The organism is Salidesulfovibrio onnuriiensis, from assembly GCF_008001235.1.
GTDB classification, from domain to species: domain Bacteria; phylum Desulfobacterota; class Desulfovibrionia; order Desulfovibrionales; family Desulfovibrionaceae; genus Pseudodesulfovibrio; species Pseudodesulfovibrio onnuriiensis.
The window spans coordinates 495745-520782 of the sequence record NZ_CP040751.1 but is presented as its reverse complement, the minus strand read 5'-3'; the positions used below and the strand labels follow the sequence as shown (position 1 = coordinate 520782).

Below are 25038 nucleotides of genomic sequence, written 5' to 3'. Positions count from 1 at the left end.
TAATACCTTACTGTCCCACAGCAAAGGTGTATGTGTAGCCTGATGAGGGGGCATTTTAGAGTTCCCTCTTGGGAGTCTGGGTGTTCATGAGGTAATCGATGATTGAAAGTTTACTTGCGAACCCGTCGTGCAATTGCGGATAGCTCACAGGGGAGTATGCCTGCCAGACAACAGTGATGCCTGCCTTTTCGAAAAGGGTTTGGTCCAAGTAGTCCCGTGATCCTGTTCCCGTGAGGTAAACGCTTCCACCATGATGTTTGGTCAGTTCCACCAAACGCATGGTGCTGGTTTGGGGTGTGGGGGTTTCTGAAGCCAGCTTCATGGGAGTTTCAATGCCCATTATTTGCGCGAAGAGTTTGAGCAGATCCATGTTGAAATCCATGAGCAGGTCATGGTTTTGGCCGTAAATCGTTTCCAGTTGAGGAAAGAGAGTCTTGAAGCCGGGGGCTTTGTTGTAGGCAGTGGCTATTGTTCCTAAATGTTTTTTGCGCCAGTTTGAGGAGTTGTCGATGAGCGTTTCATTGATGCGCTGTTCATATTTTCCCCGTTTGATGACAGGCACTGTAAGCCAGGACGGACCATTGGCTGTTTTAATCATGTCCCGGTGATGCCATCCCCGGCGCAGGAACTGAACATCGTCTAAAATGATGTACAGGTCGCTTTTAGCCCAGCGATGGAAAAAGCCCAGCCAGGGCGCGAAGTCTGGCTGGTGAATGGTCACAATCATCACTAAACCTATCTATACGAGATATCGTACGATTTTGAAGCATTCCGCATAGTTGACGCCGATAATGCTTCCGTGGTTGGCGTTTTGTTTTTCAAAAAAGTCGAGCCAGGCGTGATTTACCCGTTCAAGCTCGGATTTGTGGGTTTTGATCACTTCGAGTTTTTTATCCATGAACTCGGAAATGTCGGAATAGAAGTTGCCGTTAAAAGGGGAGCCTGTTTCGTAGTAGTTGCTGCGGTACATGAGGAAGCGGGGGATGTGCCTCCCCGCCATGAGTGCGCATTTTGCGGCCATGGAATGGTCCCTGTGCAGGTCGCCGTCCCAGTGGCTGTAAATTGTATCGATTTTGAGTTCATCGATATGTTTTTGGAGTTGCTTGGTCAGGCTTTCATTGAAAGGAACTTCAAATGTGGAAAGGTTGAGGCAGATGAGCTCCGCGCCGATGAGTTGCGCGGCTTTTTTTCCTTCTTCCCAGGCAATGTCTTTTGCCCTGATTTCTTCACCGTCGGGGTTTCTGTACGCCGAATCAGTGATAACCAGCATCGTTACCTTGTCTCCCGCTGCAATATGCTTGAGGAGCGTGCCGCTGCAGCCTAAGTCCAAATCGTCGAAATGAGCGCCGATTCCGAGTATGTTCATCAGGTTATTCCTTGGAGCTGAAATAATTTATGATTACGTCGCAGACCAGGCTGACCTGCCCTTCGGTCATGCCCGCATAAAGGGGTAAAGTGACCGCCCGTTCGGCAATGCTTTCGGTGACGGGCAGTCGGGTACCTGGATATCTGTCTTTATACCAGGTGAACATGTGGGCGGGCGGGTAGTGGACGCTGGTTTGGATTCCCTGACTTTTGAGCGCCTCCATGAAGTTGTTTCTGTCCTGGCCCGGTGCAAGCAGTACTGGAAGGATATGGTGGACGGATTCTCCTCTGGGAGCGGCAAAAGGAAGGGTGATTTGCTGTACATGTTTCAATGCGGCGCGGTAAGAGGCGGTCAGTTTTTTTCTGCGAGCGTTGAAGCCATCCAGGCGGCCAAGCTGAACCCGTCCAAGGGCTGCCCGTATCTCGTCCAGGCGGTAGTTGTAGCCGGGTTCTGAAAGGTCGTATTGAAATGCGTGTCCCTTGTGTCGGTCCAGGGTTGCTACGGTCATTCCGTGGGAGCGTAACAACCGCAGCCGTTCGGCAAGTTCATGGTCGTTGGTTGTGACCATGCCGCCTTCACCCGTGGTGAAATTTTTGTTGGAGTAGAAGCTGAAGCAGGCCACATCACCAAGCGTTCCGCATTTTTTCCCATTCAGGCTGGCGCCCGGAGCATGGGCCGCGTCCTCAATGAGGAATAACCCATTGTCTTGGGCCAGCTGCCGGAGGGCGTTCATGTCACAGGGGTATCCGGCATAGTGCATAACCATGATGGCCTTGGTCCGCGGAGTGATGCAAGCGGCTGCGGACTCTGGGGATATGCATAGGTCGTCTTCGGAGGTCACATCTGCAAAGCGTACGTCTGCCCCCGAGTTGACAATGACGTTGGGCCCTGCGCAAAAGTTGAGCGAAGGGCAGACGACCTCATCACCAGGGCCGATTCCCAGTCCTTTGAGCGCCAGGTGCAGGCCCGCCGTGCAATTGCTTACGGCCAAGGCGTGTGCAACACCTGTTTTTTGGGAGAATTCGCGTTCGAATGCGGCCACTTCTTCTCCCATGGTCAGCCAGCGGGATTCAAGGACGTTTTGAACTACCTTGTGTTCGAGGTCCCCAAACTCAAGATTGAAAAGCGGCACTGTCCAGTTCATAGCACCTACTTTGTACCGTTGCCCAGAAAACGGGATTTTTGTTTTTCGAAGAGATCGATGGCCTGCATGTAATCGTCGGGTCGCCCGATATCGAGCCACAAGCCGTCGTGGTGATAGATGCCAACCTTTTTCCGCGCCGCAAGCAGCGTATGCATAAGGTCGTCAAATCCGAACAGGGAGTTTTCCGCTATGTGGTTAATCACGCTTTTGGAAACCATGTACGCCCCCATGCTGACCTGGTATTGGTGCTCCGGTTTTTCTTCGAAGCCCACCAAGGAGTTGGAGGAGTCTACCTTGAGGACACCGAACTCAGAACGCACGCTTCGTTTATATGCAGCAATAGTGAACATGGAGTCACTTTGTTGGTGATGCTTATGGAAGCCGGAGAAATCCAGGTCTGTAAGGATGTCTCCGTTGAGAACCATGAAGTTGTCGGGGAGTAAGTCTTCCATGAGTCTCAGCGGCCCCATGGTGCCCAGAGGCTGTTTCTCAAGAGAGTATTCTATGGATATATTCCATTTTGAGCCGGAATTGAAAAACGACTTGATGATTTCAGCCTGATGATTGACGGCCATGATGATTCGGGTGATGCCTGATGCCGCCAATTGTCTGACCACCACCTCCAGGATGGGGTAGTCGCCGATGGGCATAAGCGGCTTTGGCAGAACCGTTGTGTAGGGGCGTAGGCGGGTTCCCTTTCCTCCGGCCAGAATTACAGCGGTTTTAGACATTGTAAATCTCCGATTTGTAGAGATCCATGTGGCCTGGTTTTGAGAACCAGTCTATGGTTTTCTGAAGTCCCTTTTTCAGGCCATCCGTACCTGTATGCTGCGGTTTCCAAGTAGTCAGCTTTTTGGCCTTTGTGTTGTCGCCCCAGAGGCGCTCCACTTCGCTGTTCTTGGGCCGAATGCGCTGTTGGTCGGAGAGTATTTCGGCCTTGGAGCCCGTGAGTTCGAATATTGTTTGCGCAAGGTCGCCGATGGAAATTTCTGCGCTACCGCCAATGTTGACGATTTCGCCCAGGGTCTGGTTCGATTCTGCCACAGCCAGGAACCCGGCCACAGTGTCCTCCACGAAGTTGAAGTCGCGAGTGGGGTGCAATGCGCCCAGCTTGATGGCTTCAGTACCGTTGAGCGCTTGTGTGATTATGGTGGGGATCACGGCTCGTGCGGATTGTCGGGGACCATAGGTGTTGAAGGGGCGTACGATGCTTACGGGTGTGCCGAAGGAGCGATGGAATGAGATGGCGATGTGATCGCCTCCCATTTTGCTTGCTGAATAGGGAGACTGGGCCTGCAGGGGATGACTTTCGTCGATCGGGGCGTACAGGGCGGTCCCATACACTTCGCTCGTAGAGGTGTGTACCACCCGCTCAAGGCCAAGGTCTTGTGCAGCTTGAATAATGTTCAAGGTTCCTTTGACGTTGGTGTCCACGTAAGCTCCGGGGGAATGGTAGGAGAACGGAATGGAGATGAGCGCCGCTAAGTGAAAAACGAGGTCGCAACCGGCCATGGCTTGGCGCACGCCGCCTTGGTCCCGTATGTCTCCCGCAAAAACTTCAAGGTTGTTGCGGATTGCTTTTTCCGAATGGTCGAGCCATCCCCAAGAGTTGAAGGAATTGTACATGACAAAGGCGCGGACATTTGCGCCCAGCCTTACCAGTTGTTCGGCCAGGTGGGAGCCGATAAACCCGTCAGCCCCGGTGACAAGTATTTTTTTGTTGGTGAGCTTCATATGATTTTGCAGTCCTGCTTCGGCTACTGTTGGGCGATAAATTTTGGTATCTTTTTCCGAGCTGTTATAAAATAAGCAAAAAATAGACCAGGAACAGAAAGGCGTCAGTCTGCGGATGGTACAATATTGGTCCGATGTGATCAAGATCATTTACTAAGTGAATGTTTTGTTTTTTTTCTGGTGCAGGCGATCATTCGGCTTTACCCGGGGTTGATCGATGATGAGTGGGGCAGGCTCTGCTGTAAACAGATTGCCTGGCTACTTTGTGCAACCGCATGATACCTATAATAATGATTTGAAGGAGATTAATTCATGACAAGGCGTTTTTTCACTTCGCTTCGCTCAGGGCCGCCGGAGAGGCCTGAATGAAGCCAAGCGAGTGCAAAGAGGGTCCAATGATCCAGGCGGTTGTTTTTGATTGCGACGGGGTGCTCCTCGAATCAGTGGAGGTCAAGGCCCGGGCCTTTGAATATGTCTTTGCCGAATACGGGGCCGAGGCAACGGCCATGATCCGTGACTACCATCGCGACAACGGCGGCATAAGCCGCCAGCGCAAGTTTGCCTATTTCTATGAGAAGTGGTTGGGTCGGGGCATCACCCCGGAAGAATCCGAAGCCTTGAATCGCCGATTCACCGAATACTGCCTTGAAAGCGTTCTGGGCAGCCCCATGGTTCCCGGAGCGCGGGAGTGCCTGGAAAGGCTGCACGGCACGCTGCCGATGTGGGTGGCGTCCGGAGCGCCTCAGGACGAGTTGCGCATGATTCTGGCCCGCCGCGGTCTGGATCGCTATTTCGAGGACGTGTTCGGCTCGCCCGATACCAAGGACGTCATCCTGAGGCGTATCATTCAGATGAACCGCCTGGCCCCGGAGCGGGTGCTCATGGTGGGGGATTCGAGCACCGATCTGGAGGCCGCCGAGTCCGTTGGTTGCCGTTTTTACGGTCGGGGTCGCTTCGAGGGGCATCCTTGGGCCGAAGACCTTGTTCCCCTGGCCGGCCATGTGCTCGGGGCCATGGCCTGACCAGAGACGGATCTGGCCGGTTTTCCCCTTGCCATTGGTCGTCATAGCGGTCATGACCACAGGCAATGCTCCTGACGTTTTCCCATCCCGAACCTCTTTGCCCGGCCACCCGGGTCTGGCCCGTGTTCATCCCCTTTGCGGGCTGTCCGGGCCGCTGCGTGTTCTGCGCCCAGGACAAGCAGACCGGCCGCGACGGCGTGTTGCTGGATGCCGTGCTGGAGGAGCTGGTGCGCGAGCTGGCCGCGGCGCAGACGGCTGGCCGCGGGCCGTATGAACTGGCCTTTTTCGGGGGCACGTTCACGGCCCTTCCACACGAATACCCTGAACGATTCCTGAGTGCCGTCGATAAGTTTCGGAAGTTGGGATTAATTATAAAAACAAGGTGTTCAACTCGGCCGGACAGGGTGACGATAGAGCAGCTTGGCCATCTCGGGTCCCTGGGGCTGGACATGGTCGAACTGGGCGTGCAGAGCTTTGACGACCCGGCCCTGCAAGCTTCCGGGCGGGGATACTCGGGCGATGCGGTCCGCCAGGCCTGCGCCACGGTGCGCGCGGCGGGATTGGAGCTGGGCATCCAACTCATGCCCGGGCTGCCCGGCGACCGCCCCGGCGTGTTCCGCTCCGACGTGGAGGAGGCCATTCGTCAGAAGCCTGACAATGTGCGGCTCTACCCCTGCTTGGTCATCAGGGGGGCCGAACTGGAAAATGTCTGGCGGGACGGCGGCTATGCGCCCTGGTCCCTGGACAGGACCCTGGAGGAGCTGGCCTGGGCCGTGGAAGAATTCTGGCGGGCGTCCATTCCGGTCATCCGCATGGGCGTGGCCGCGGAAGAGGCCCTGGAGGGGAACATCCTGGCCGGGCCGTGGCATGCGGCCCTGGGGCAGCGCGTGCGCGCCCGGGTGCTGCTTGCCCATATACAAAAGAAGGCGGCCGAGCTCGGGCTGGCCCCCAGGGAGTTGTTGGTCCCCCGAAAATATTCGGGCGAGTTGTTCGGGCACGCAAGGGAACTGGCTCCCGTCTATGCCGCCATGGGCCTTTCTTCCGGAAAAATCCGGTTCCACGATGCGGACCGGTTTCTTCTTTCCTGATCGTCCTTCCGTTCGTGTCGGAAATCCGCTACCATGCCCCAACTCGCAACCGGAGGGCTCCGTTCATGTCGCTCAATGCCAGGGCCAAGACCGTTATCGCCATTGCGGCTCTCGTCGTCGTGATCCTCACCTATTTTTCCTGTTCCCAGGAGACCCAAAACAAGGCCGGGCGGTCCGTGCAGAACTGGACCGGCGTGGACGGGGTGCTGGAAGTCTACGCCGGCGACAAGCTCGTGAAGCGCTTCCTCAAGATCGACAAGCTGTCCACGGCAGCGGCCACATCCAAGGACGTGGAACGCTCCTATCGGTACGGGTACGGCTATCTCGACGCGAACCTCAATTTCAGGGTGGACCCCGATGAGAAAAAGGTATACTTCGAGATCAGCGATTTTACGAATTACATCTTTTACGAGAACCCGAACATAACGGATCAGTAAGGAATGCCGGAACTTATGCGCGCTCGACGCGCCTTTGCCATGCCCCCCGAGCAGCCGGTGATCGATGACGCAGCCATCATCACGGACAAGGGGGTTATTTGTGAGGTCGGCCGTTTTGCAGACCTCAGGACCGCTTTTTCTGGAACTGTGACAGACCTCGGGGACGTAACCTTGGCACCCGGGCTCATCAATGCCCACTCCCATCTCGAACTATGCCATCTGCGTGGCCGGACCATTCCCGACAAGGGATTCATGGTCTGGGTCGAAGACCTCTTGCGGCAGCCCATATTCGATCTGCCCGAAGAGGAGCTGGCAAAGGCAAGCCGAGAATTGAAGCGAACCGGGACCGTAATGGTCGCCGACATCGCGACCCGTTTTCCAAAAAGGATGGCCGGATTTCTTGAAGAATCCGGCTTTTTTTTCGTGGTTTTCACGGAAGCCATCGGCGAGGCCGTGCCCGAGCACGGGTTCATTCCCGAAGGCGACTACGACCACGGCGTGGGAGCGGTGGCGGGCCACAGCCTGTACACCACCCACGTGGATGTCCTGCGCGCAGCCAAGGCCGAGTCCTCTTCACGCGGTCTGCCCTTTTCCATTCACCTGGCCGAGCACGACGACGAAGTGGCCATCATGGCCGGGGAGCCATCCCCGTTCCTTGAGCTGCTTCAGGGCCGCGGCCGTCTGCTCGACTTCGAACCGCCGCGCAAGGCCCCGGTGCGGCAGGCCGCCGATCTGGGCATCCTCGACGCCTCCACGCTCTGCGTGCATTGCGTCAAGGTTTCGCAGGGCGACATCGAGACCATCCGCCAGTCCGGCGCATCGGTCTGCCTGTGCCCGCGTTCCAACGAGTTCATCGGCGTGGGGCGTGCGCCCTGGGAAAAGATTTGCGAGGCGGGCATCAACACCTGCCTGGGCACGGATTCGCTGGCGTCGAACCACGATCTCGATCTGTGGAACGAGGCCGCCTATTTCAAGGAACGGTATCAGGGCGGACTTTCCCTGGCCGAGACCCTGGCCATGCTGACCAGCAACCCGGCGCGCATCCTCGGCGTTGGGGATACGCTGGGCTCCCTGGCCCCGGGCAAGGCCGCGGTCTGGAGCGTCATCCCGGATTCGTTTCAGGAGTTGTTTGACGAGTAGTATCCGGGGGAATCCTTTGAAAAGGGTTGTCCCCCGGCCCCCCCCCTCCCCGGCATCTCGGAGATCGCTTCGCGATGGGGGGTGAGGGTCATAGTAAGGACAACGGTGCGCCACGGCGCGTCGTTTGATAGAAAGATTTGGAGAATCCAGGGAATCCTTCGCAGAAAGGTTCCCTGGCCGCCGGAGGCAAAGTTATGAAATGGTTGCATAAGGATCTCTTGGACGTCACCCAGCTGTCCAAGTCGGAGGCCATGTCGCTTTTCGACACGGCCGCGCATTTTCAGGAAATCAACCAGCGGCCGGTCAAGAAGGTGCCGACGCTCAAGGGCCGCAGCGTGGTGCTTTTCTTTGCCGAGCCGAGCACGCGCACCAAGGTCAGCTTCGACGTGGCGGCCAAGCGGCTGTCCGCAGACTCCTTTTCCCTGTCCAAGAGCATGTCCAGCCTGACCAAGGGCGAGACCCTCAAGGATACGGTGCTGACCCTGCAGGCCATGTCCCCGGACTGCATCGTCATGCGCCACTGGTCCAGCGGCGCATCCCGGTTTATCGCCGACCGCCTGGACTGCGCGGTGATCAACGCGGGCGACGGACGCCACGCGCACCCCACCCAGGCGCTGCTCGACTCCTTCACCATGTTTCAGGAGTGGGGCGACCTGGCCGGCAAGACCGTGCTCATCCTCGGCGACATCAAGCATTCGCGCGTGGCCCGGTCCAACGTCATCCTGCTCAACAAGCTGGGCGTCAAGGTTCGCCTGTGCGCGCCGCGCACCCTGCTGCCTCATACCGTGCGCTCCTGGCCCTGCGAGGTCTATTCCGACCTCAGCGAGGCCGTGAAGGGCGTCAACGCGGTCATGTGTCTGCGCCTGCAGCTGGAACGCCAGAAGGACGGCCTGCTGCCCGACCTGCGTGAATACGCCCAGACCTACGGGCTCGGTCAGCGGCACATCGACCTGGCCGACAAGGACGTGCGCATCATGCACCCCGGCCCCATGAACCGGGGCGTGGAAATCAGCTCGGAGCTGGCCGACTGCGCCCAGTCCCTGGTGCTCGATCAGGTGGCCAACGGCGTGTCCATGCGCATGGCCCTGCTGTTCCTGTACATGACCCGCAAAGGCATGGAAGAAGAGTAGGTAAAGATTTTCCGGGGGAAACCCTTTGAAAAGGGTTGTCCCCCGGCCCCCCTTCCCAAACGTTTTGGCGATCGCTTCGCGATGGGAAGGGCGATGATACAACCAACGGCGCGCGCAGCGCGACGTTCGCCAAATAATTTTGGAGATTCTTAAGAACCTTTTTCAAAAGGTTCTTAAGCCGCCGGAGGCAAACAATGGCCAAGAAAAAAGTAGATTTGATTGTCAGGCGCGCCTTTCTGAAAGGGCGCGAAGTGGACGTGCACATCGCGAACGGCGAGATCGCCGAGATCCGCGACACGGAAACCGAATTCGACCCGGGCAAGGCCGAGGTGCAGGACGCCTACGGCCTGACCATGCTGCCGAGCATGATCGACGTGCATGTGCATCTGCGCGAGCCCGGCTACGAGTACAAGGAAGACGTGCAGTCCGGCCTGCGGGCCGCCGCCTGGGGCGGGTTCGGCGCGGTCATGTGCATGGCCAACACCAAGCCGGTCAACGACGTGGCCACCACCACCGAGCTCATGCTCGAAAAGGCCCGCGAACACTGGCCCGACGGCCCGCGCCTGTACCCCATCGGCGCGCTGACCAAGGGCCTCCAGGGCGAGGAACTGGCCCCCATGGCCGAGCTGGCCAAGGCCGGGTGCGAAGCCTTTTCCAACGACGGCGTGCCCGTGAAGAACACGGACCTGTTTCGCCGGGCCATGGAATATGCCTCGGACTGGGGCAAGCCGGTCATCGACCATTGCGAGGACCCGTACATGGCCGTGGGCAGCGGCGCCAACGAAGGCGTGGTCTCCGACCGCCTGGGCCTGCACGGCCAGCCCGACGTGGCCGAGGCCCTGCAGGTGGCGCGCGATATCCTGCTGGCCGAATACCTGGACATGCACATCCACCTGGCGCACGTGTCCTGCCGCAGGTCCGCGGACCTGATCCGCTTTGCCAAGGCGCGCGGGGTCAAGGTCACGGCCGAAACCGCACCGCACTACCTGATCCTCACCGAGGACTACCTGGAAGAGCCGGAAACCCAGTACAGCTCGTTCGCCAAGGTCAATCCGCCCCTGCGCACCGAGGACGACCGCCAGGCCATGATCGAGGCCCTGGAGGACGGCACCATCGACATCCTGGCCACGGACCACGCGCCCCACGCCGAGCATGAAAAGGAAGTGGAGTTCGACATCGCTCCCTGCGGCATCTCCGGGCTGGATACGGCCTTTGCCACCACCTGGGCCTTGGTGCAGGAAGGCGTCCTCAGCGAGGAGACCTTCAACCGCGCCTGGGTCACCGGACCGGCCGAGATTTTCGGGTTCGAATACAACCGTTTCAACGTAGGCGACCCGGCCGACTTCTTCCTCTTCGACCCGGAGGAGGAATGGGTGGTCGGCGCGGATACCATGCACTCCAAGGGCAAGAACACCCCCCTGCGGGGGCGCACCCTGAAGGGACGGGTGAAAACTCATTTCCTTCGGGGTAAAAAAATTGTATGATAGAGGCTGTTAACAGGTAAAAAAAGTCCGCTCCCCACGGGGGCGGACAGTGTATTTTTAAATCACAAGTTTTGCCAAGGACGGACCATGTCTCAGCCTTTCAAAGATGCCATAGGTTTCTGCAAGACCATCATGCGTAACGGCTACGATGCCTACGTGATCAATGCCCGCCTCCAGGAATTGACCCTGTCCGAGGCCGGAAGCGAGCAGGAAATCGACATCTGCACCGAAGCCGGACTGGATGAGCTGCAGAAGCTTTTTCCCACCATCAATCCCTCTCAGGACAAGGGCATCGTCGGTACCCTGGATGAAGGGGGAGCGACCTACTTCTTCTACCCGGCCGACGTGGAACTCAGCTCCTATACCGAGGAAAGCGTTTCCAAGATGACCCCGAGGCTGCTCAAGCGCCTCGAGGCCCGCGGCGACATCCCTCTGTCCACCGTGTGCCCTTACATCCCCAAGGCCAAGGACATGTATGCCGAGTTCGCGGACCTGTCCGAGGGCGAGGTGCGCTTCAAGGGCATCCCGGACGAGTCGCTCAAGAAGGACTACACCCTGGCCTACCGCGCCCTGCGCTTCGCGGCCAACTACGACCTGCGCATCGAGCCCAATACCTGGGCCGCCATCGTGCGCAACTCCCGCCGCGTGCTCGACTACGTGCCCATGCCCGATTTCATCGACGAATGGCGCAAGGTCGAGGCCGAGTGCATGTACAGGTTCCTGGAGCTGCTCTTCGATTCCATGCTGCTGCACGGGCTGGTTCCCGAGCTGGCCGCCCTGTCGCGGGTCAAGCAGATCAAGAACGAGGAAGAGGGCGAGGAAACCGTGCTCCAGCACACCCTGGACGTCATGAAGGCCTATCCCGAGGACCTGCCCTACGACTGGTACGGCACCGTGGCCTGCATGTTTCACGACGTGGGCAAGCTCTACACCGCCGACTACTACGGTGAACAGTGGCACTTCCTGCAGCACCACCGCGTGGGCGCCAAGGTCACCCGCAAGATCCTCAAGCGCCTCAGCTTCATGCCCGAGGACATCGACCTGATCTGCGACCTGGTCCAGAACCACATGCGGCCGCATTTCATGCTCACGGACAAGGGCATCCGCCGTCTCAAGTGCTTGGACGAGTATCCGCGCATCATGGAGATGGTCAAGGCGGACATCAAGGCTCGCAACGGCTCCTGGCGCGAATTCAACCACAACCTCAAGATGGCCGAACGCGCGGACATCCCCGAGGAGACCATCGAGCCGTTCCTCAACGGCAACGAGATCATGCAGGCCACCGGCCTGCAGCCCGGTCCCCGCGTGGGCATGATCCGCGAGCAGCTGCTCAAGGCCCAGATCGAAGGCGACGTTCCCACCCCGGAAGAGGCCGTGGAATACGTCAAGAAGCTGGCCAAGACCATGTAGCGCCAGGCACAGCGAATGAAAAAGCGCCCGCCGGAGATTCCGGCGGGCGCTTTCTATTATTCGATATGGATGCGGCTAAATTTCCGGCGCAAAGCCCTCGGGCAGATGCGCGGAGCCCATGACGCAGGGTAGGCCCGTAGCCTGGCGCATGCGTTCGAGCAGGGAGTCGAGCCGGTCGCACAGGCCGCCGCCCTCCATGATCCATTGCCCGTCCACTTTGTTGGCGAACAGGCAGGTGGGCACATGGATGGCCTCGGCGCCCTTGGCCTTGAGGATTTTCGCCAGGTCTTCCACGTTGTCCTGGTCGCACCGGCAGGTGAAGACGCCCGCCAGCGTGGTCTGTTCATAGTCCTTGAAGGCCTGGGTCTTCTGCTCCAGGCAGGTGAAGCAGGCGGTGAGCGGACATTTGTTTTCGTTCTTTTCGCAGCGAATGATGCCGATTTTGGTCATGGTGTCTCCCGTGAAGCGGAGTTTGCGTTTGGGTGCAGAATGCTTCTGAAGTAGTCCCCGACCGCGTCGTGAAGGGCGTTGGCCGCCAGCCAGGCGCAGTGCGCGTCGTTCCCGAGATTTCCGCCAAGGGCCTCGAGAACCTTCTCTCCGGTGATGGACGTGAGATCTTCGCAGCCCTTGTTCAGGGCCAGTTCCGCGGCCATGGAGCCGCTGATGATGCTCGAGGCGCATCCGTCGGTGAGAAAACCGGAATCCTGAACCGTATCGTTTTCGATCTTGAGGAATATTTCGATGGTGTCGCCGCAGCTGCCCGTGGAAACGCCGTGGCCGTTGGCCCCGGCGGGCATTCCGTGGTTGGGCGGGTTGCGCCATCTCTCAAAGGCGGCGTCGCCGTAGGTTTCGCGCGCCTGGGTGTTCAGGTTGTCTTGCAGGTTGGTTACGAACTGGTCGAGGTCGTTCATTCTACGTTCCATCATCTGTACGGCGGCTTGCGGTAGTGGGCCGCCCGCCGCCGTATCCGGTATGCGCCCGGGGGGCGTGGTTGTTATTCTTCCTGCTCAAGCTCGGCAATGCGCTGCTGCAGGTCTTTCAATTCCGCTTCAAGCAACGCGGCGCGTTCCTCGAGGGCCTGCCGGTCGTTCGGGGCCGCGGGGGCGTAGGCCGGGACGTTTCCCTGCCAGCGGTACCCCCGGTAGCCCATGCCGAACCCGGCTCCGACCCACCGGCCGCGGCGGGGTGCATTGGCTCCGGTGCAAACACCAAGACCTCTTCCGGTGCGCGATCCCATTCCCATGGGACCTGTTCCGTCTCTTCCTGGCATGACAACCTCCTGGTTGTTGAGGATTCCGGCCGCACCAAAGGGGCGCGGCCTTTGTACATCGCTCCCTGTCCGGGAGCAAGCATTGCATGGCTGCACGGATGAACGTTCCCTACAGGGGCGCGCCGCGCCATGGAGGGCGTCCCCCACGGCGCCGCTGACGCTTTCCCCGGCCGCCTCGCATTCCGCCGCATCCGGGCATGCGGAACCGTTCCTCGTCCAGGCGGCCTTCGTGCCAGGCCCGCACCACCTCGGCCACCTCTCCGGTGACAAAGGCATGGATGGCGATGCCCTGGCTGGCGAGGAAGAGTTGCAGCGGACGGGATATGGCACCGCAGACCAGCACGGAAATCCCGCGCTCGCGGAGCGAGGCCAGGATCGTTTCCGGGGTGCGGCAGTCCAGGGAGGCCCGTGGGAGTTCTCCGGGGGCTGCGGTTGGGCCGGCCAGGGCCACGTCCGGGGCCACGTCAAAGACCGGCGCAATCCGTCCCTGCCATGTGCTGAAGGCTGCGTTCATGCGTGCGTTGCTCCTTTGCCCTTTCAAAAGCAGTAACCATGCCAGGCTGAGACTCTAGGAACCTTTCTGCCTAACCTGTTGTTTTTCAGGTGAAATAAATGAAGATGAGAGCCCTCGTGAAAGGGAGTAGAGTCGCAAAAATGCGACCTTTCCTGTAAATGGAGTCGCGAAATCGCTACTCTGCGCCGTCGTTCCGGAGCCGGGACCGGCCGTCTCTGTTGGGCAGTTCGATCCTCAGTTGGCGGATCTTGCGGAACAGGGTGCTTTTGTGGATGCCCAGTTCCCTGGCCGCGGCCAGCCGGTTGCCGTTGTGGCGGGCCAGGGCGTTGCGGATGAGCTGGGTCTCCAGGTTTTTCACGGCCTGGTCCAGCCCCTGGAGTGTGGGTGCGTCCTCGTGCCCCACCTGGCGGAGAAAGTCCGGCGGCAGGTGGGCCGGTTCGATGAGCCCTTCCTGGCGGACAATGAAGGCCCGCTCGATAACGTTGCGCAGTTCCCGGACGTTTCCGGGCCAGGAATGGAGCATGAGCAGGGAAAGGGTCTCGGAACTGAGACCCTCCACCTGTGCGCCCTGCAGAGCGTTGAAATGCTGGATGAAATCCATGCACAGCAGCGGGATGTCCTCCTTGCGCTGGCGCAGGGGGGGCAGCTCCACGCGGGCCACGTTGATGCGGTAGTAGAAGTCCTCGCGGAACTTTTTCTGCCGCACCAGTTCGGCCAGGTCGCTGTTGGTGGCGGCAATGATGCGCACGTCCGAGGTCTCGGGGCGGACACTGCCCAGGGGGTCGTAGGTACGCTCCTGGAGCGCCCGGAGCAGGCGCACCTGCATGGCCGGGCTGATGGCGCCGATCTCGTCCAGGAACAGGACGCCGCCCGCGGCCAGGCTGAACCGGCCGGGCTTGTCCCTTTCCGCCCCGGTAAAGGCCCCGGTTTTGTACCCGAAGAGCTCGGATTCCAGCAGGGACTCGGGTAGGGCGCCGCAGTTCACGGCCACGAACGGGCCGTTTGCGCGCGGGCTCAGCTGGTGGATGGTGCGGGCGATGAGCTCCTTGCCCGTGCCGGTCTCGCCCAGGATGAGCACGGTGCTGGAGCTGGCGGCCACGGGTTCCAGGGAGGCGAACACGCGCTGCATGAGCGGGCTGCGGCTGACCAGGTCCCCCGCGCGGAAGCTGGCGTCCAGCTCGTGGCGCAGCGCCTCCACCTCGCTTAGGTCGCGGAAGGTTTCGGCCCCGCCGATGACCGTGCCCTGTGCGTTGCGCAGCACGGCCGTGGACAGGCTGATGGGAATCCGGTTCCCGGCCGCGTCGATGATGTACCCGCTGCGCCCCACCAGCGGTTTGCCCGTGCGCCTGGTTTCGCGCAGGCAGCAGCGTTCGTTGCACATGGTGGAGCGGAAGACCTCGGAGCACGGCTTGCCCAGGGCCTCGTGCCGGGGGATGCCCGTGATCTCCTCGGCGGCGCGGTTGAAGGAGGTGATGCGCCAGTCCAGGTCCACGGTGAACACGCCGTCGGAGATGCTTTCCAGGATGGCCTGGTATTGCGTGCAGGACGGTTCGTGGCTGGGCATGGCTTTCTCTCCCTGCGGCAAAGGCCTTAGGCGTTCCTGAGGGCGGCGACGGCCGCTGTGCAGACGGCCAGGGCGGATTCCGGACCTTCGGAGGCGAATTCGTCGCCGTCCTTGGTGAAACAGGCCCGCCAGTTGGAACTCATGCTTTTGGGGCACAGGTCCCTGAGGGTGAAGGCATAGCCTTTGGATTCCAGAAGCGTGGCCACCTGCAGGGCTTCATGCACGTCTGCGGCGGGATGTTCGGGCAGGTCCGCGCCCAGAAATTCGGCGAGTTCGCGTTCAAGGGAGGCAATGGTATTGTCGGACATGGTCGTTCCTTTGTGCTGCGGAAAATCCGGTTTGGTAAACGAAAACGACATTCAATCACCGAACGTCGGGCGAGTCAATTGCGGCCGGGGAAATGCAGGGTGGGAAACGGTTTTGGGGCAACGAAAAAGCCCTCCATCGTGGTGATGAAGGGCTTGCGTTTTCGAGTGGTGCCGAGGGACAGAATTGAACTGCCGACACGCGGATTTTCAGTCCGCTGCTCTACCAACTGAGCTACCTCGGCTCCGTGTTGCGGAGAGCATGTCTACCGAATGCGGCCATGCTTGGCAAGGGTTTTTTGCAGGAAAAATTCAAAAAAACCGATTTTCCCGGCGAGCCGGAATCAGTGAACCCCCCTGCCGTTCAGGAACGGGCCGTACTTCTTGTCGGTCTTCTGGATGTGGTTGATGAGCCAGTCCTTGAGGAAGAGCATGAGGTCCATGGTGATGGCCGCCTTGCCCGAAACGAATTGGGATTCGAAATCCATGACCTGGCCCACGAGCTTCCGGTGGGCGGCCTCGTGCGCCAGCCGACCCGGATATTCGTGTTTGGAAAAGAGGTCTTCCTCGTAGGCGAAATGGGTGACCGTGTAGTCCTTGAGCTCCCCGAGGATCCTTCCCATGACGTTGTTGCCCTTGCCCGAGCGCATGGCGTCGTGCAGGGCGTTGATCAGCTCCATGAGCCGCTGGTGCTGGCGGTCGATTTCCTTCACGCCCACGGAAAAGCTGTCGTCCCACTGGATCATGCCCCCGGACTGTGCGGCGGGAGCTGCTGCGGCAACCGCCTTTCGCGCCGGTTCGACCCGGACCTTTTCCATGCGCTGACCCGTGAGCTCGAAGACGAAGTCCCCGAGTTTTTCGGACATGGCGCCCAAGGCGTGCAGGGCATCCGAGGATTCCCGCATGCCGTCGGCGGTTTCCGCGGCAATGCGGCTCACGTCGCCGATGGCCGAATTGATTTCCTCGCTGGCCGCGGACTGCTGCTCGGCGGCCGAGGCGATCTCGCGCACCTGGCGGTCGGAAAGCCCGACGATCTCGACGATCTCGCGCAGGGCGTTCCCCGCGTCCTGGGCCAGTTGCGCACTTTGTTCCACGGCGCTGGCCGCCTCGTCCATTTCCCGGATGCTGGTGCGGGTTTCCTGCTGGATGGCCAGCACCGCCTCCTCCACTTCCTTGGTGGCCTGCATGGTCTTTTCGGCCAGCTTGCGCACCTCGTCGGCCACCACCGCGAAGCCGCGCCCGGCGTCACCGGCGCGGGCCGCCTCGATGGCCGCGTTCAAGGCCAGGAGGTTGGTCTGGTCCGCAATGTCCGTGATCATGCCCATGATCTGACCGATGCCCTCGGCGCGGGTGCCCAGGCTGTCCAGGCCTTGCTTCATGCGCCCGGTGCGGGCCTGCACGTCCATGACCGATTCCACCACCTTGCGCACTTCCTCGGAGCCGTCCTCGGCCTTCTCCCGGGCCGCATTGGCGCTGTCGGCCGCTTCGCCCGCGCCGCGGGCCACATCCAGGATGCGCGCGGTGAGGTCTTCCACGGAATTGAGGGTTTCGTCGGCCCGTTCATTCTGAAGGACGGCCCCCTTGTTGACCTGCTCCACCTGGGCGGAAAGGCGCTCGCCGGAGGCGGCCAGCCCGGAGACCAGTCCCCGCAGCCGTTCACCGGCCTCGAGCAAGCCCTCTTTCCGGGCCTGTTCGGCCTTGGCGCGCGCTTCCTGGGCATGGGCCACGGCCTCGGCGGATTCCGCGCGCAGGGATTCCAGCAGGCTTTCCGCCTCGTCCGCCCTGGAGCGCTGTTCGTCGTACAGTTCCATGAGGAGTCCCAGGCCGCGAGTCAGGTCGCCATAGCTGTCGTCTATTTTCACGGGTTTGCCCAGGGCCAGGCTTTCGGCTGTCCGGGCCACCTTTTCCGCCGGTATCCTGGAACTGCCACGGGCCGCGAACAGGGCCGCAATGCTCAGGCCGATCCCGATCAGAGCCGCTCCGATTCCCAGCCACTGCCATACGCCTGCGGCGGACAGGAGGACGCCCGCGCCCAGGGCGGCGAAAAGGACGGCAACAAGTGACAGGAACGTGTAAAGAGAGCGAACCATGCGAATTCTCCGGGAAAATGGTTGATCAGAAAACACGGGCACATGTAGGATGAAAAACCCGTTCCCGATAGTGCCTCAGCCACAGGGCGCTTTCAAGAGAATAGTTATCGGCATTACAGTACGAAGAGGACGGAAAATGAATGACAATGAAGTGATTTTGGCCGTGGCCTTCTCGCGCGAATCGCGCAATGCGGCGCGCAACGCCATGGCCGCGCTCAAGGCGGACAAGGACGGCCATCCCCGGGCGGCCAGACTGCTGCGGGCGGTGGCCGCGGGCCAGGAGGTGCACGCCGGGAAGCTGCTCATGCTTTTGCGCGGCAAGCTCGGGGACACCGGGGAGAACCTGGCCGTGGCCAGGGAAAAGCTGGAGGATATCCTTGCAGACTACCCGGACATGCTCGCCAGGCTGCAAGAGGCAAGGGACCGCGCCGGCGAGTCCATGCTGTCCCAGTTCCTGAAGACGGCCGTGGGCCACAAGGGCAGGCTGGCACGGTTCGACGAGGACAGGGACGCGCACTACCAGGTCTGCGGCGTCTGTGGTTTCCTGGCCGAGGGCGAGGCCCCGGAGCGCTGTCCGGTGTGCCATGCCGTGCAGGGGCGGTTTTTCAGCCCGGGCTAGTCGAGCTTCAGGTCCAGGAGCTGCAGTTCCGAATAGAGCAGGTCCACGTCCTCGGGCTTGAGGCGGTCGGGCGCCTTGAAGAATCGCGGGGAACGGATCGTTTCCACCCGGGCGTCCAGGCCGCCCCCGAGCGCGAAACGCCGGTCCGCGGCCAGCACCGCGTCGCCGTCCGGGAGGATGGCGTTGGCAATGGACTGGGCCAGTTCCGTGAACATGCGCGGGTTGTTGCGGTAGAGCACGTCGAAATAGGTGGTGCCGTCGCCCTTTTCGGACACGGTGAAAAGCACCAGACATTCGTCGCAGCTGGAGGTGACCAGGCAGGCCTCCACGCCGTAGGGGGAGTTGTCGTCCAGGAAGCGCTGCTCCTCGGGCCAGACCCGGTACCAGATGTTGTCCACGTCCGTGGTCAGGCTGATTTCGGCCGGCCCCCTCTTGCGCCAGAGCAGCCGCTGGTTTTCGAGCGGCTCCATGCCCAGGGTGCGGAACATTTCCGTGCGTTTGGGGGAAAGGGAAAAGACCGTGTACGTGGATTCCGGGTCCTCGATGGCCTTGCGGACCAGCTTGCCGCCCAGGCCCAGGCCCCGGTATTCCTTGAGCAGGTACCAGGAGGAAAAGTTGACGAACCGCTCCCGCTGGCCTCGGATCATGCGGTGGGAACAGACATGGCCGTGAAAGCCCACGATCCTGCCCGCGTCCTCCACCACAAGCCCCATGTCCTGGGGACGGCCGTCGCACCAGTTGGGCTGGAACAGCCTGCGCCAGCGCTCCACGGAAAAGGTGCTGTTCATGTTTTCATGCAGCAGTTCGCAGATGGCGGGAATGTCCCGCGGATCCACACGTCGTATTTTTGGGGTCACTTGTCTCTCCCCTGTGCAAAAATATCTTCCGCCGCCAGCCAGCGGCACGCACCGTGTGTCGTTGTCGCCCGCAGCAGGACGTCCATGAATTCCCAGGCCGGCCCGTCCATCTCCAGGTGATGGGTGAGCACTCCCGAGGGTTCTCGGGGTTCGGCCCGACCGAGCCGCTTGGCCCGCAGGTGTTCCACCAGGCTTTGGGCCACGCGTCCGGCCCCTGCAAAGGCGGCCTGTTTTCCTTTCCAGCGCAGCAGGTCCGCGTGCGCCGACACTATGCGCACGCCGTCGATTTCAAAGGTCTGGTCACGGTTCCATTCCGCAGACACCCCGCAAAAGCCGAGGGGACGCAGGTGCGGAAACAGGGCCGGGTCAATGCGGTTCCAGGGAGGCACCACCGCCGGAACGAAGCGCCCGCCGAACAGGGCCTCAAGTTCTTCCCTGCCGCGTTTCAGGTCAAGAAGAATCTGCTCCAGGGGTCGGTGCAGGCCCAGCTCCCAGGCCCCCAGGCCCTGGTTGCGCGGGGCGTGGTTCACGTGGGCGTATCCGTGCTGGAGCACCCAGACCTGGCCGGCGGCGGCCAGCCGTTCCTGCAGCGAGCCCTCTGCCCGGGCGGGAATCACGGCCAGGTTGCAGGGGATGGAATAGCGTGCGGAAAGGGCCAGCAGGGTTTCCAGCTCGGGCGTGGCCCGGGCCGCGTCGTCGTCGCGCCACCACAGGAAGGCGGTGCGCCCCGTCTCGCCCCAGGCGTCCAGTTCCCGCCGGATGTCGGCCAATGCCTTTTCGATCATCGCTGCTCCCTCGAAGGGGAGGTGTAGCAAAAGTGGAGTCCAAAGGCCAACGCAATAAGGGGGTGGCAATGGCCTGTCGATTGTGCGATAATGTGACGGTGATTTCGTTTCAGGATACTCAGTCGCCTTTCCCGCGCTGACCCCGTCACCGTAATTATCAGACCCGGGTTATCGGAAGACGGTTGTCATGAACAAGCAAGGACTTTCATTGGACACAAGGCAGTAGAGATTATATCGTCCCTGTCCGGCGCATGAACCACCCGAATACCGATCCAAGAGCGACTGAACAAGCCATGAGCACAAACGGCACCTACAACATCCTGATGTATTCCCACGACACCTACGGGCTGGGACACATCCGCCGGACCATGGCCATTGCCCGCGCCATGGTGCAGAAGGACGTCAACATCCTCATCCTCACGGGGTCGCCCATCGCCGGGCGCTACAACCTCCCCCAGGGCGTGGATTTCGTGCGCGTTCCGGGCATGATCAAGCAGTCCAACACGGTCTACGTGCCGCACTCCATCAAGGTGGATCCCAAGCAGGCCATCGCCATCCGACGCAACATCATCACCGCCACCACCAAGACCTTCAAGCCGGACCTGTTCATCGTGGACAAGGTGCCCACCGGGCTCAAGGACGAGGTAAAGCCCACGCTCAAGTGGCTGCGGCGGTACTGTCCCAAGGCGCGCATCGTGCTCGGCCTGCGCGACATCCTGGACAACGTGGAGAACACCCGCGAGGAATGGGATCGCAAGCAGTACATCGAGGTGCTGCGCGAGCTGTACACCGAGATCTGGGTCTACGGCGACCAGACCCTGTACGACCCGATCATGGAGTACTCCTTTCCCGAGGACATCGCGGCCAAGACCCGTTTCACCGGGTACATCCCGCGCAAGAGACCCACGCCGCGCAACGGCAGGAAAAAGGAGAAGCTGGTGGTGGTGACCATCGGCGGGGGCGGTGACGGCTACCCCGTGCTGGACAACTACCTGACCATGCTGGAAAACAACGGCGGCGTGACCTTCAAGACCCTCATGATCACCGGCCCGTTCCTGCCGGACGACAAGCTGGACAGCCTGGCCCAGCGCGCCCGCAGGCTGGGCGTGCGCTTCACCGCCTTCGTCAAGAACCTGGAAAAGAAGATCGCCCAGGCCGACCTGGTCATCAGCATGGGCGGCTACAACACCCTGTGCGAGATCCTTTCCCAGAAAAAGGTGGCCCTGATCATCCCGCGCGACCATCCGCGCGAGGAACAGCTCATCCGCGCCCGGGTCTTTGCCGAGCGCGGTCTGGTGGACTACATCGAGTGGGACAAGCTCAGCCCGGAGGCCATGCGCGCCAAGGTGGACGCCATGCTCGACGATCCCTGGCCCTACCAGAACGCCATGCAGAATTTTTCCATGACCGGGCTCGATTTCATGCGCAACCGCCTTGCGCAGTTCCGTAACCATAGCGAGGACTAACAATGGCCGATACCGCACGTACGACCTTGGGCATGGTGCTCAAGGGGTTTCCGCGCATCTCGGAAACGTTCATTTCCAATGAAATCCGCCTGCTGGAAACCATGGGTTTCCGGATCCACATCTTTTCCATGCGCCAGCCGCGCGAGGCCTTCAGCCACGATTCGGTCAAGGAGATCCAGGCCGGAGTCACCTATCTGCCCGAGTCCATGGTCCGGGAACTGCCCGTGCTGCTCTGGCACACCTTCATGCTCCTGCTGGAGCGGCCCGGCCGGTTCCTTTCGGGCCTGAAGCTGCTCTTTTCCCGGTTCGCATCCGCGCCCAAGAAGCACACCTGGCTCAAGCACTACATGCAGGCCGCCTTCCTGGTGCGCAAGGCCAAGGGCATGGGGCTGGCGCACATCCATGCCCATTTTGCCCACACGCCCACCACCGTGGGCATGTACGCGGCCCATTTCGAGGGCGTTCCCTTCAGCTTCACGGGCCACGCCAAGGACATCTACACACAGGACCCGGTGCGCATTCTGGACAAGATCGAGCGGGCCAAGTTCCTGGTCACCTGCACCCGATACAACAAGCGGCACCTGACCGAAATGGCGGGCAGCCTCAAGCCCGTGCACTGCGTGTACCACGGCATCAACCTGGATCTGTTTTCCCCCAACGGCCGTTCGCAGACCGCCGAGGCCCCGTATTCGGTCATGACCGTGGCCCGGTTCGTGCCCAAGAAGGGGCTGGATATCATCCTGCGGGCCCTGCGCAAGCTGCGCGACAAGGGGCTCGACTTCCGCTACACGCTCATCGGCGACGGCGCGGACCGCGACAAGGTGCTGGCCCAGATCGAGGAGCTGGGGCTCGGCGACGTGGTGGACATGCCCGGGACCATCACCCACGAGCAGGTCATCAGGCATTTCGAAACCGCGGACCTGTTCGTGCTCGGGTGCCGCCTGGCCAAGGACGGCGACCGGGACGGCATTCCCAACGTGGTGGCCGAGTCCATGGCCATGGGCGTGCCCGTGGCCTCCACCAACATTTCGGGCGTGCCCGAGCTGGTGGAGCACGAGAAGACCGGGCTGCTCTGCGAGTCCGAGTCCGTGGACGGCATGGCCGAGGTCATCGAGAGGCTGCTCACGGACAACGCGCTGCGCCAGCGGGTCATCCCGGCCGCGCGGGAAAAGGTGAGCCAGGTCTTCAACAACAAGAAGCTCATCGAAGATCTGGGGAACATCTACAAGTCCCACGGGGTTCCCTGCGGCAGGGAGTGATGCCTCCGGCGGGCAAAGGGGATAATCCCCTTTGCAAAGCCTGGGTTGCGGGTACGTTTTTAGCGTTTGCTTTGCTCAAGCTGAATCCGTACCCACGAAAGAATTAATATATGAATACAAACCGCCCGGTGGCTTTCAGGCCACCGGGCGGTTTCTTTTTTAGATGCGTTTGGTGATATTCAGATTGCCCTGATAAGGGTACGGATGGTCCTTATCTGTTCTCCAGCCGGACGGGCTGACTGTAGTAGGCCGAGTTTTCACCCATGTCAGTGGAGCGGGCCTGGATCACGGCGTTGGGATTGCGGCCGAACCGGGTCCAGCCGCCCCGGCGCAGGACCACGGCCTCGGGGTGCAGTGTGTCGTCCGGCTCCACCCGGACCTGCATGCTCCCCAGCGGGCTGGCAAGGTAGACGTCCCGGTTCAGGTCCAGGAAATCCCAGGCCGGGCTGTGCGGGGAAATCTGCACCGTTGGGACGCCGCGCTGGTCCGCTTCGGGAAGCTGCGACTGCAGGTACTTGCCCTGCACCAGGGAGAGCAGCTGCAGGGGAAAGTCCGGGTCGCGGTCCGGGATAGGGGAAAGGGCCTCCGGGAACAGGAACTTGCGGTCCGGGGTGTCAAAACGCATGCCTTCATAGGCCACCATGGGCCAGTGCCCGCGTGCAAAGCCCTTTTCGCTCAGTTCCTCGAGGCTGATGCCGGAATCCTCCAGGGACGAGGAAATGCAGCGGCCCCGGTTGGGGAAGCACACGGGCGAGGCCAGGCGCGCTCCCAGGTCGGCCAGCACGTCGTAGATGTCCCGGCACTGGTTGGGCGGCTCCACGGCCTGGCGCGAGTACTGGACGAAGTTGTGCAGCCAGGAACCGGCCACCTCGTCGCGTTCGAACATGTATGCGGGCGGCAGGATCAGGTCCGCTGCCCGGGCCGTGTCGGTCATGTATCCCTCCATGCAGACCACGAAGGGGATGCGTTCCAGCTCGGCGGCCACGCCCAGGGAATCCGGGAGCTGGGTGGCCGCGTTCACGCCGTCGATAAAGGCGAATTCCACGGGCGGGTCCGCCCTGCGCAATTCGTTTGCCAGGTCGAAGACGAGCATTTCCCGGCGTTCCGCAGGCGCGGGCTGCTCGGTCTCGGCCCACCATTTCTTGAAGTTGCGGCTAGAGGGAAAACCGAAGTGCACGCCGCCGCCCTTGCGGCCGATGTGCCCGGCCAGCATGCCCAGGGAGGCCACGTATCGGACGTTTTCCCCGCCGTTGACATAGCGCTGCATGCCCCAGCCCACCAGGGTGGCCACGGCTCCGGGCTGCTCGTACCAGTCGAAGAGCACCTCCACGTCCTCGGCGCAGAGCCCGCAGGCGGCGCAGAGCTCGTCCAGGGAGAGCGATTCCACCAGCCCGCGGAACACGGGCCAGTTGGAGGTGCGGGCGATGACCCCGGAATCGAGCAGGCCGGATTCCAGGTACAGCTTGATGACTGCCGCGGCCAGGAAGCGGTCCGTGCCGGGCCGGATGGTGATGGTCTCGTCGCTGAAGGCGTCGTTGCCGTCGCCGCCCACGGAGATGGTCAGCACCTCGACGCCGCGCTTGCGGGCCTCCCGGACGATGAGGCCGGTGTGGATGGAGCTGCGGGAAAGGTCGCGCCCCCAGTTGACGATGCGCCGGGCGTGGAACAGGTCCTCGGGGTCGTTGGCCATGAGCGAGCCGCAGCAGCGGGTCATGGCCTCGGTTCCGGCTCCGTCGCAGATGGAGCCCCTGATGGTGGACGATCCCAAGGCCCGGAAAAAGGCAGAGCTGGCATGGGCGAAGATGCCCCGGTAGCCGTAGCCGCGCATGTGCAGGATCTTTTCCGGGCTCGTGCGCAGCGCGTCGATCTTTTTTGCGCACAGGTCCAGGGCCTCGTCCCAGCCGACCGGAACGAACGAGCCGTCCTTCCTGAGCAGCGGCTCGGTGATGCGTTCGCTTGCATCCAGCCGTCCGAAGAAATTCTTGACCTTGCCGCAGACCACGCCCTTGGTGATGGGATGGTCCGGGTTGCCGGAAACCGTTCTCTTTTCGGTATCCACGATGCAGGAACAGGTGTCCGGACAGTCCAGGGTGCAGGCGGTTATGACTTTCATGGGCAATCTCCTTGCACAGGGTTTTCCGGTATATTTGCGGCCGGGTCAACCCGCCATGCGGAAAAGTGACCATTCCGTCCCCCGGGCCGCGCAATGCGCCCTTTTTCCGGGGCACGGCGAAAAATGCCGAAGAAAATTCGATTGAAATTTCTGATCGGTTTCCATTGGGAAAATTGATGCGGCTACAATAAGCCTCCTGATGGTCAGGAGCCTAACCCGGCACGATTTCGGAAAAAAATTT

25 protein-coding genes and 1 tRNA gene are annotated in these 25038 nt (G+C 61.1%); 10 read left to right on the top strand and 16 right to left on the bottom strand.

Going from position 1 to position 25038, the window contains the following annotated elements; genetic code table 11:
* Nucleotides 1-55: 55 nt before the first annotated feature.
* Genes FGL65_RS02385 through FGL65_RS02365 form a run of 5 tightly spaced genes read right to left on the bottom strand, consistent with a single transcriptional unit; the run spans nucleotide 56 to nucleotide 4388 of the window.
* Nucleotides 56-727, bottom strand: a complete 672-nt coding sequence (locus tag FGL65_RS02385; protein ID WP_147819472.1) for a WbqC family protein — start codon at nucleotides 725-727, stop codon at nucleotides 56-58.
* A 12-nt stretch (nucleotides 728-739) separates the two neighbouring features.
* Nucleotides 740-1366 carry a PIG-L deacetylase family protein gene (locus FGL65_RS02380; RefSeq protein ID WP_147819471.1) on the bottom strand — a complete coding sequence of 209 codons (627 nt, stop codon included), beginning with the start codon at nucleotides 1364-1366 and terminating at the stop codon, nucleotides 740-742.
* Nucleotides 1367-1370: 4 nt separating this feature from the next.
* The gene (locus FGL65_RS02375) at nucleotides 1371-2510 is read right to left on the bottom strand and encodes a DegT/DnrJ/EryC1/StrS family aminotransferase (protein WP_147819470.1); all 1140 of its coding nucleotides are present in this window, start codon (nucleotides 2508-2510) and stop codon (nucleotides 1371-1373) included.
* A gap of 5 nt (nucleotides 2511-2515) precedes the next feature.
* On the bottom strand, nucleotides 2516-3241 hold the full coding sequence (locus FGL65_RS02370) for a nucleotidyltransferase family protein (protein WP_147819469.1): 726 nt from the start codon (nucleotides 3239-3241) through the stop codon (nucleotides 2516-2518).
* Complete coding sequence (locus FGL65_RS02365) at nucleotides 3234-4388, bottom strand: NAD-dependent 4,6-dehydratase LegB (RefSeq protein WP_348981295.1); 1155 nt, start codon at nucleotides 4386-4388, stop codon at nucleotides 3234-3236. Before FGL65_RS02365 ends, FGL65_RS02370 begins: the two co-directional genes overlap by 8 nt.
* Before the next feature lie 251 nt (nucleotides 4389-4639).
* On the opposite strand from FGL65_RS02365, the gene FGL65_RS02360 reads away from it, so the two are divergent.
* The 7 genes from FGL65_RS02360 to FGL65_RS02330 all read left to right on the top strand — a co-directional run bounded on the left by FGL65_RS02360 (nucleotide 4640) and on the right by FGL65_RS02330 (nucleotide 11955).
* Nucleotides 4640-5266, top strand: a complete 627-nt coding sequence (locus tag FGL65_RS02360) for an HAD family hydrolase (RefSeq protein ID WP_147819468.1) — start codon at nucleotides 4640-4642, stop codon at nucleotides 5264-5266.
* Nucleotides 5267-5331: 65 nt separating this feature from the next.
* Nucleotides 5332-6354 carry an elongator complex protein 3 gene (locus FGL65_RS02355; RefSeq protein ID WP_147819467.1) on the top strand — a complete coding sequence of 341 codons (1023 nt, stop codon included), beginning with the start codon at nucleotides 5332-5334 and terminating at the stop codon, nucleotides 6352-6354.
* A 65-nt stretch (nucleotides 6355-6419) separates the two neighbouring features.
* A complete protein-coding gene (locus FGL65_RS02350) occupies nucleotides 6420-6791 on the top strand; it encodes a hypothetical protein (protein WP_147819466.1) in 372 nt (123 codons plus the stop codon).
* Between the two features lie 15 nt (nucleotides 6792-6806).
* A complete protein-coding gene (locus tag FGL65_RS02345; RefSeq protein WP_250645549.1) occupies nucleotides 6807-7931 on the top strand; it encodes an amidohydrolase family protein in 1125 nt (374 codons plus the stop codon).
* A gap of 194 nt (nucleotides 7932-8125) precedes the next feature.
* Nucleotides 8126-9061: an aspartate carbamoyltransferase catalytic subunit gene (locus FGL65_RS02340; protein ID WP_147819464.1), complete on the top strand. Its 936-nt coding sequence runs from the start codon at nucleotides 8126-8128 to the stop codon at nucleotides 9059-9061.
* Between the two features lie 194 nt (nucleotides 9062-9255).
* Nucleotides 9256-10545 (top strand): dihydroorotase, encoded by a 1290-nt coding sequence (locus FGL65_RS02335; RefSeq protein ID WP_147819463.1) that lies wholly within the window; start codon nucleotides 9256-9258, stop codon nucleotides 10543-10545.
* 87 nt (nucleotides 10546-10632) lie between these two features.
* Nucleotides 10633-11955 (top strand): HD domain-containing protein, encoded by a 1323-nt coding sequence (locus FGL65_RS02330; protein ID WP_147819462.1) that lies wholly within the window; start codon nucleotides 10633-10635, stop codon nucleotides 11953-11955.
* Between the two features lie 75 nt (nucleotides 11956-12030).
* Here the strand turns inward: FGL65_RS02330 and FGL65_RS02325 are convergent, their stop codons facing one another.
* The 8 genes from FGL65_RS02325 to FGL65_RS02290 form a co-directional block, all read right to left on the bottom strand.
* On the bottom strand, nucleotides 12031-12405 hold the full coding sequence (locus FGL65_RS02325) for a CGGC domain-containing protein (protein WP_147819461.1): 375 nt from the start codon (nucleotides 12403-12405) through the stop codon (nucleotides 12031-12033).
* Nucleotides 12402-12866, bottom strand: a complete 465-nt coding sequence (locus tag FGL65_RS02320) for an iron-sulfur cluster assembly scaffold protein (RefSeq protein WP_147819460.1) — start codon at nucleotides 12864-12866, stop codon at nucleotides 12402-12404. Before FGL65_RS02320 ends, FGL65_RS02325 begins: the two co-directional genes overlap by 4 nt.
* Nucleotides 12867-12949: 83 nt before the next feature.
* On the bottom strand, nucleotides 12950-13225 hold the full coding sequence (locus tag FGL65_RS02315; protein WP_147819459.1) for a DUF5320 domain-containing protein: 276 nt from the start codon (nucleotides 13223-13225) through the stop codon (nucleotides 12950-12952).
* 109 nt (nucleotides 13226-13334) lie between these two features.
* Complete coding sequence (locus FGL65_RS02310; protein ID WP_147819458.1) at nucleotides 13335-13739, bottom strand: NifB/NifX family molybdenum-iron cluster-binding protein; 405 nt, start codon at nucleotides 13737-13739, stop codon at nucleotides 13335-13337.
* A gap of 175 nt (nucleotides 13740-13914) precedes the next feature.
* Entirely contained in the window at nucleotides 13915-15303 is a 1389-nt protein-coding gene (locus FGL65_RS02305; protein WP_147819457.1) for a sigma-54 interaction domain-containing protein, read from the bottom strand.
* Nucleotides 15304-15329: 26 nt separating this feature from the next.
* Nucleotides 15330-15611: a hypothetical protein gene (locus FGL65_RS02300; RefSeq protein ID WP_147819456.1), complete on the bottom strand. Its 282-nt coding sequence runs from the start codon at nucleotides 15609-15611 to the stop codon at nucleotides 15330-15332.
* Between the two features lie 166 nt (nucleotides 15612-15777).
* A tRNA-Phe gene (locus FGL65_RS02295) sits at nucleotides 15778-15853 on the bottom strand.
* Nucleotides 15854-15952: 99 nt separating this feature from the next.
* Nucleotides 15953-17698 carry a bacteriohemerythrin gene (locus FGL65_RS02290; protein WP_147819455.1) on the bottom strand — a complete coding sequence of 582 codons (1746 nt, stop codon included), beginning with the start codon at nucleotides 17696-17698 and terminating at the stop codon, nucleotides 15953-15955.
* 136 nt (nucleotides 17699-17834) lie between these two features.
* On the opposite strand from FGL65_RS02290, the gene FGL65_RS02285 reads away from it, so the two are divergent.
* Nucleotides 17835-18317 carry a rubredoxin-like domain-containing protein gene (locus FGL65_RS02285; protein WP_147819454.1) on the top strand — a complete coding sequence of 161 codons (483 nt, stop codon included), beginning with the start codon at nucleotides 17835-17837 and terminating at the stop codon, nucleotides 18315-18317.
* Here the strand turns inward: FGL65_RS02285 and FGL65_RS02280 are convergent.
* A complete protein-coding gene (locus FGL65_RS02280; protein ID WP_250645548.1) occupies nucleotides 18314-19174 on the bottom strand; it encodes a GNAT family N-acetyltransferase in 861 nt (286 codons plus the stop codon). The two genes, FGL65_RS02285 and FGL65_RS02280, sit on opposite strands and share 4 nt — an antisense overlap.
* A complete protein-coding gene (locus tag FGL65_RS02275; RefSeq protein WP_147819453.1) occupies nucleotides 19171-19959 on the bottom strand; it encodes a polysaccharide deacetylase family protein in 789 nt (262 codons plus the stop codon). Before FGL65_RS02275 ends, FGL65_RS02280 begins: the two co-directional genes overlap by 4 nt.
* Before the next feature lie 293 nt (nucleotides 19960-20252).
* Between FGL65_RS02275 and FGL65_RS02270 the strand changes: the two genes are divergently transcribed.
* Nucleotides 20253-21425 (top strand): glycosyltransferase family protein, encoded by a 1173-nt coding sequence (locus FGL65_RS02270; RefSeq protein WP_147819452.1) that lies wholly within the window; start codon nucleotides 20253-20255, stop codon nucleotides 21423-21425.
* A 2-nt stretch (nucleotides 21426-21427) separates the two neighbouring features.
* The gene (locus tag FGL65_RS02265; protein WP_147819451.1) at nucleotides 21428-22684 is read left to right on the top strand and encodes a glycosyltransferase; all 1257 of its coding nucleotides are present in this window, start codon (nucleotides 21428-21430) and stop codon (nucleotides 22682-22684) included.
* Between the two features lie 211 nt (nucleotides 22685-22895).
* Here FGL65_RS02265 and FGL65_RS02260 read toward each other — a convergent pair whose 3' ends face one another.
* Nucleotides 22896-24797 (bottom strand): molybdopterin-dependent oxidoreductase, encoded by a 1902-nt coding sequence (locus tag FGL65_RS02260; protein WP_147819450.1) that lies wholly within the window; start codon nucleotides 24795-24797, stop codon nucleotides 22896-22898.
* Nucleotides 24798-25038 lie beyond the last annotated feature (241 nt).

Bases quoted from the DNA above. Each gene is read 5' to 3' on its own strand.
- FGL65_RS02385 (WP_147819472.1), bottom strand. From the start codon at position 727: ATGATTGTGACCATTCACCAGCCAGACTTCGCGCCCTGGCTGGGCTTT.
- FGL65_RS02380 (WP_147819471.1), bottom strand. From the start codon at position 1,366: ATGAACATACTCGGAATCGGCGCTCATTTCGACGATTTGGACTTAGGC.
- FGL65_RS02375 (WP_147819470.1), bottom strand. From the start codon at position 2,510: ATGAACTGGACAGTGCCGCTTTTCAATCTTGAGTTTGGGGACCTCGAA.
- FGL65_RS02370 (WP_147819469.1), bottom strand. From the start codon at position 3,241: ATGTCTAAAACCGCTGTAATTCTGGCCGGAGGAAAGGGAACCCGCCTA.
- FGL65_RS02360 (WP_147819468.1), top strand. From the start codon at position 4,640: ATGATCCAGGCGGTTGTTTTTGATTGCGACGGGGTGCTCCTCGAATCA.
- FGL65_RS02355 (WP_147819467.1), top strand. From the start codon at position 5,332: ATGCTCCTGACGTTTTCCCATCCCGAACCTCTTTGCCCGGCCACCCGG.
- FGL65_RS02350 (WP_147819466.1), top strand. From the start codon at position 6,420: ATGTCGCTCAATGCCAGGGCCAAGACCGTTATCGCCATTGCGGCTCTC.
- FGL65_RS02345 (WP_250645549.1), top strand. From the start codon at position 6,807: ATGCGCGCTCGACGCGCCTTTGCCATGCCCCCCGAGCAGCCGGTGATC.
- FGL65_RS02340 (WP_147819464.1), top strand. From the start codon at position 8,126: ATGAAATGGTTGCATAAGGATCTCTTGGACGTCACCCAGCTGTCCAAG.
- FGL65_RS02335 (WP_147819463.1), top strand. From the start codon at position 9,256: ATGGCCAAGAAAAAAGTAGATTTGATTGTCAGGCGCGCCTTTCTGAAA.
- FGL65_RS02330 (WP_147819462.1), top strand. From the start codon at position 10,633: ATGTCTCAGCCTTTCAAAGATGCCATAGGTTTCTGCAAGACCATCATG.
- FGL65_RS02325 (WP_147819461.1), bottom strand. From the start codon at position 12,405: ATGACCAAAATCGGCATCATTCGCTGCGAAAAGAACGAAAACAAATGT.
- FGL65_RS02320 (WP_147819460.1), bottom strand. From the start codon at position 12,866: ATGAACGACCTCGACCAGTTCGTAACCAACCTGCAAGACAACCTGAAC.
- FGL65_RS02315 (WP_147819459.1), bottom strand. From the start codon at position 13,225: ATGCCAGGAAGAGACGGAACAGGTCCCATGGGAATGGGATCGCGCACC.
- FGL65_RS02310 (WP_147819458.1), bottom strand. From the start codon at position 13,739: ATGAACGCAGCCTTCAGCACATGGCAGGGACGGATTGCGCCGGTCTTT.
- FGL65_RS02305 (WP_147819457.1), bottom strand. From the start codon at position 15,303: ATGCCCAGCCACGAACCGTCCTGCACGCAATACCAGGCCATCCTGGAA.
- FGL65_RS02300 (WP_147819456.1), bottom strand. From the start codon at position 15,611: ATGTCCGACAATACCATTGCCTCCCTTGAACGCGAACTCGCCGAATTT.
- FGL65_RS02290 (WP_147819455.1), bottom strand. From the start codon at position 17,698: ATGGTTCGCTCTCTTTACACGTTCCTGTCACTTGTTGCCGTCCTTTTC.
- FGL65_RS02285 (WP_147819454.1), top strand. From the start codon at position 17,835: ATGAATGACAATGAAGTGATTTTGGCCGTGGCCTTCTCGCGCGAATCG.
- FGL65_RS02275 (WP_147819453.1), bottom strand. From the start codon at position 19,959: ATGATCGAAAAGGCATTGGCCGACATCCGGCGGGAACTGGACGCCTGG.
- FGL65_RS02270 (WP_147819452.1), top strand. From the start codon at position 20,253: ATGAGCACAAACGGCACCTACAACATCCTGATGTATTCCCACGACACC.
- FGL65_RS02265 (WP_147819451.1), top strand. From the start codon at position 21,428: ATGGCCGATACCGCACGTACGACCTTGGGCATGGTGCTCAAGGGGTTT.
- FGL65_RS02260 (WP_147819450.1), bottom strand. From the start codon at position 24,797: ATGAAAGTCATAACCGCCTGCACCCTGGACTGTCCGGACACCTGTTCC.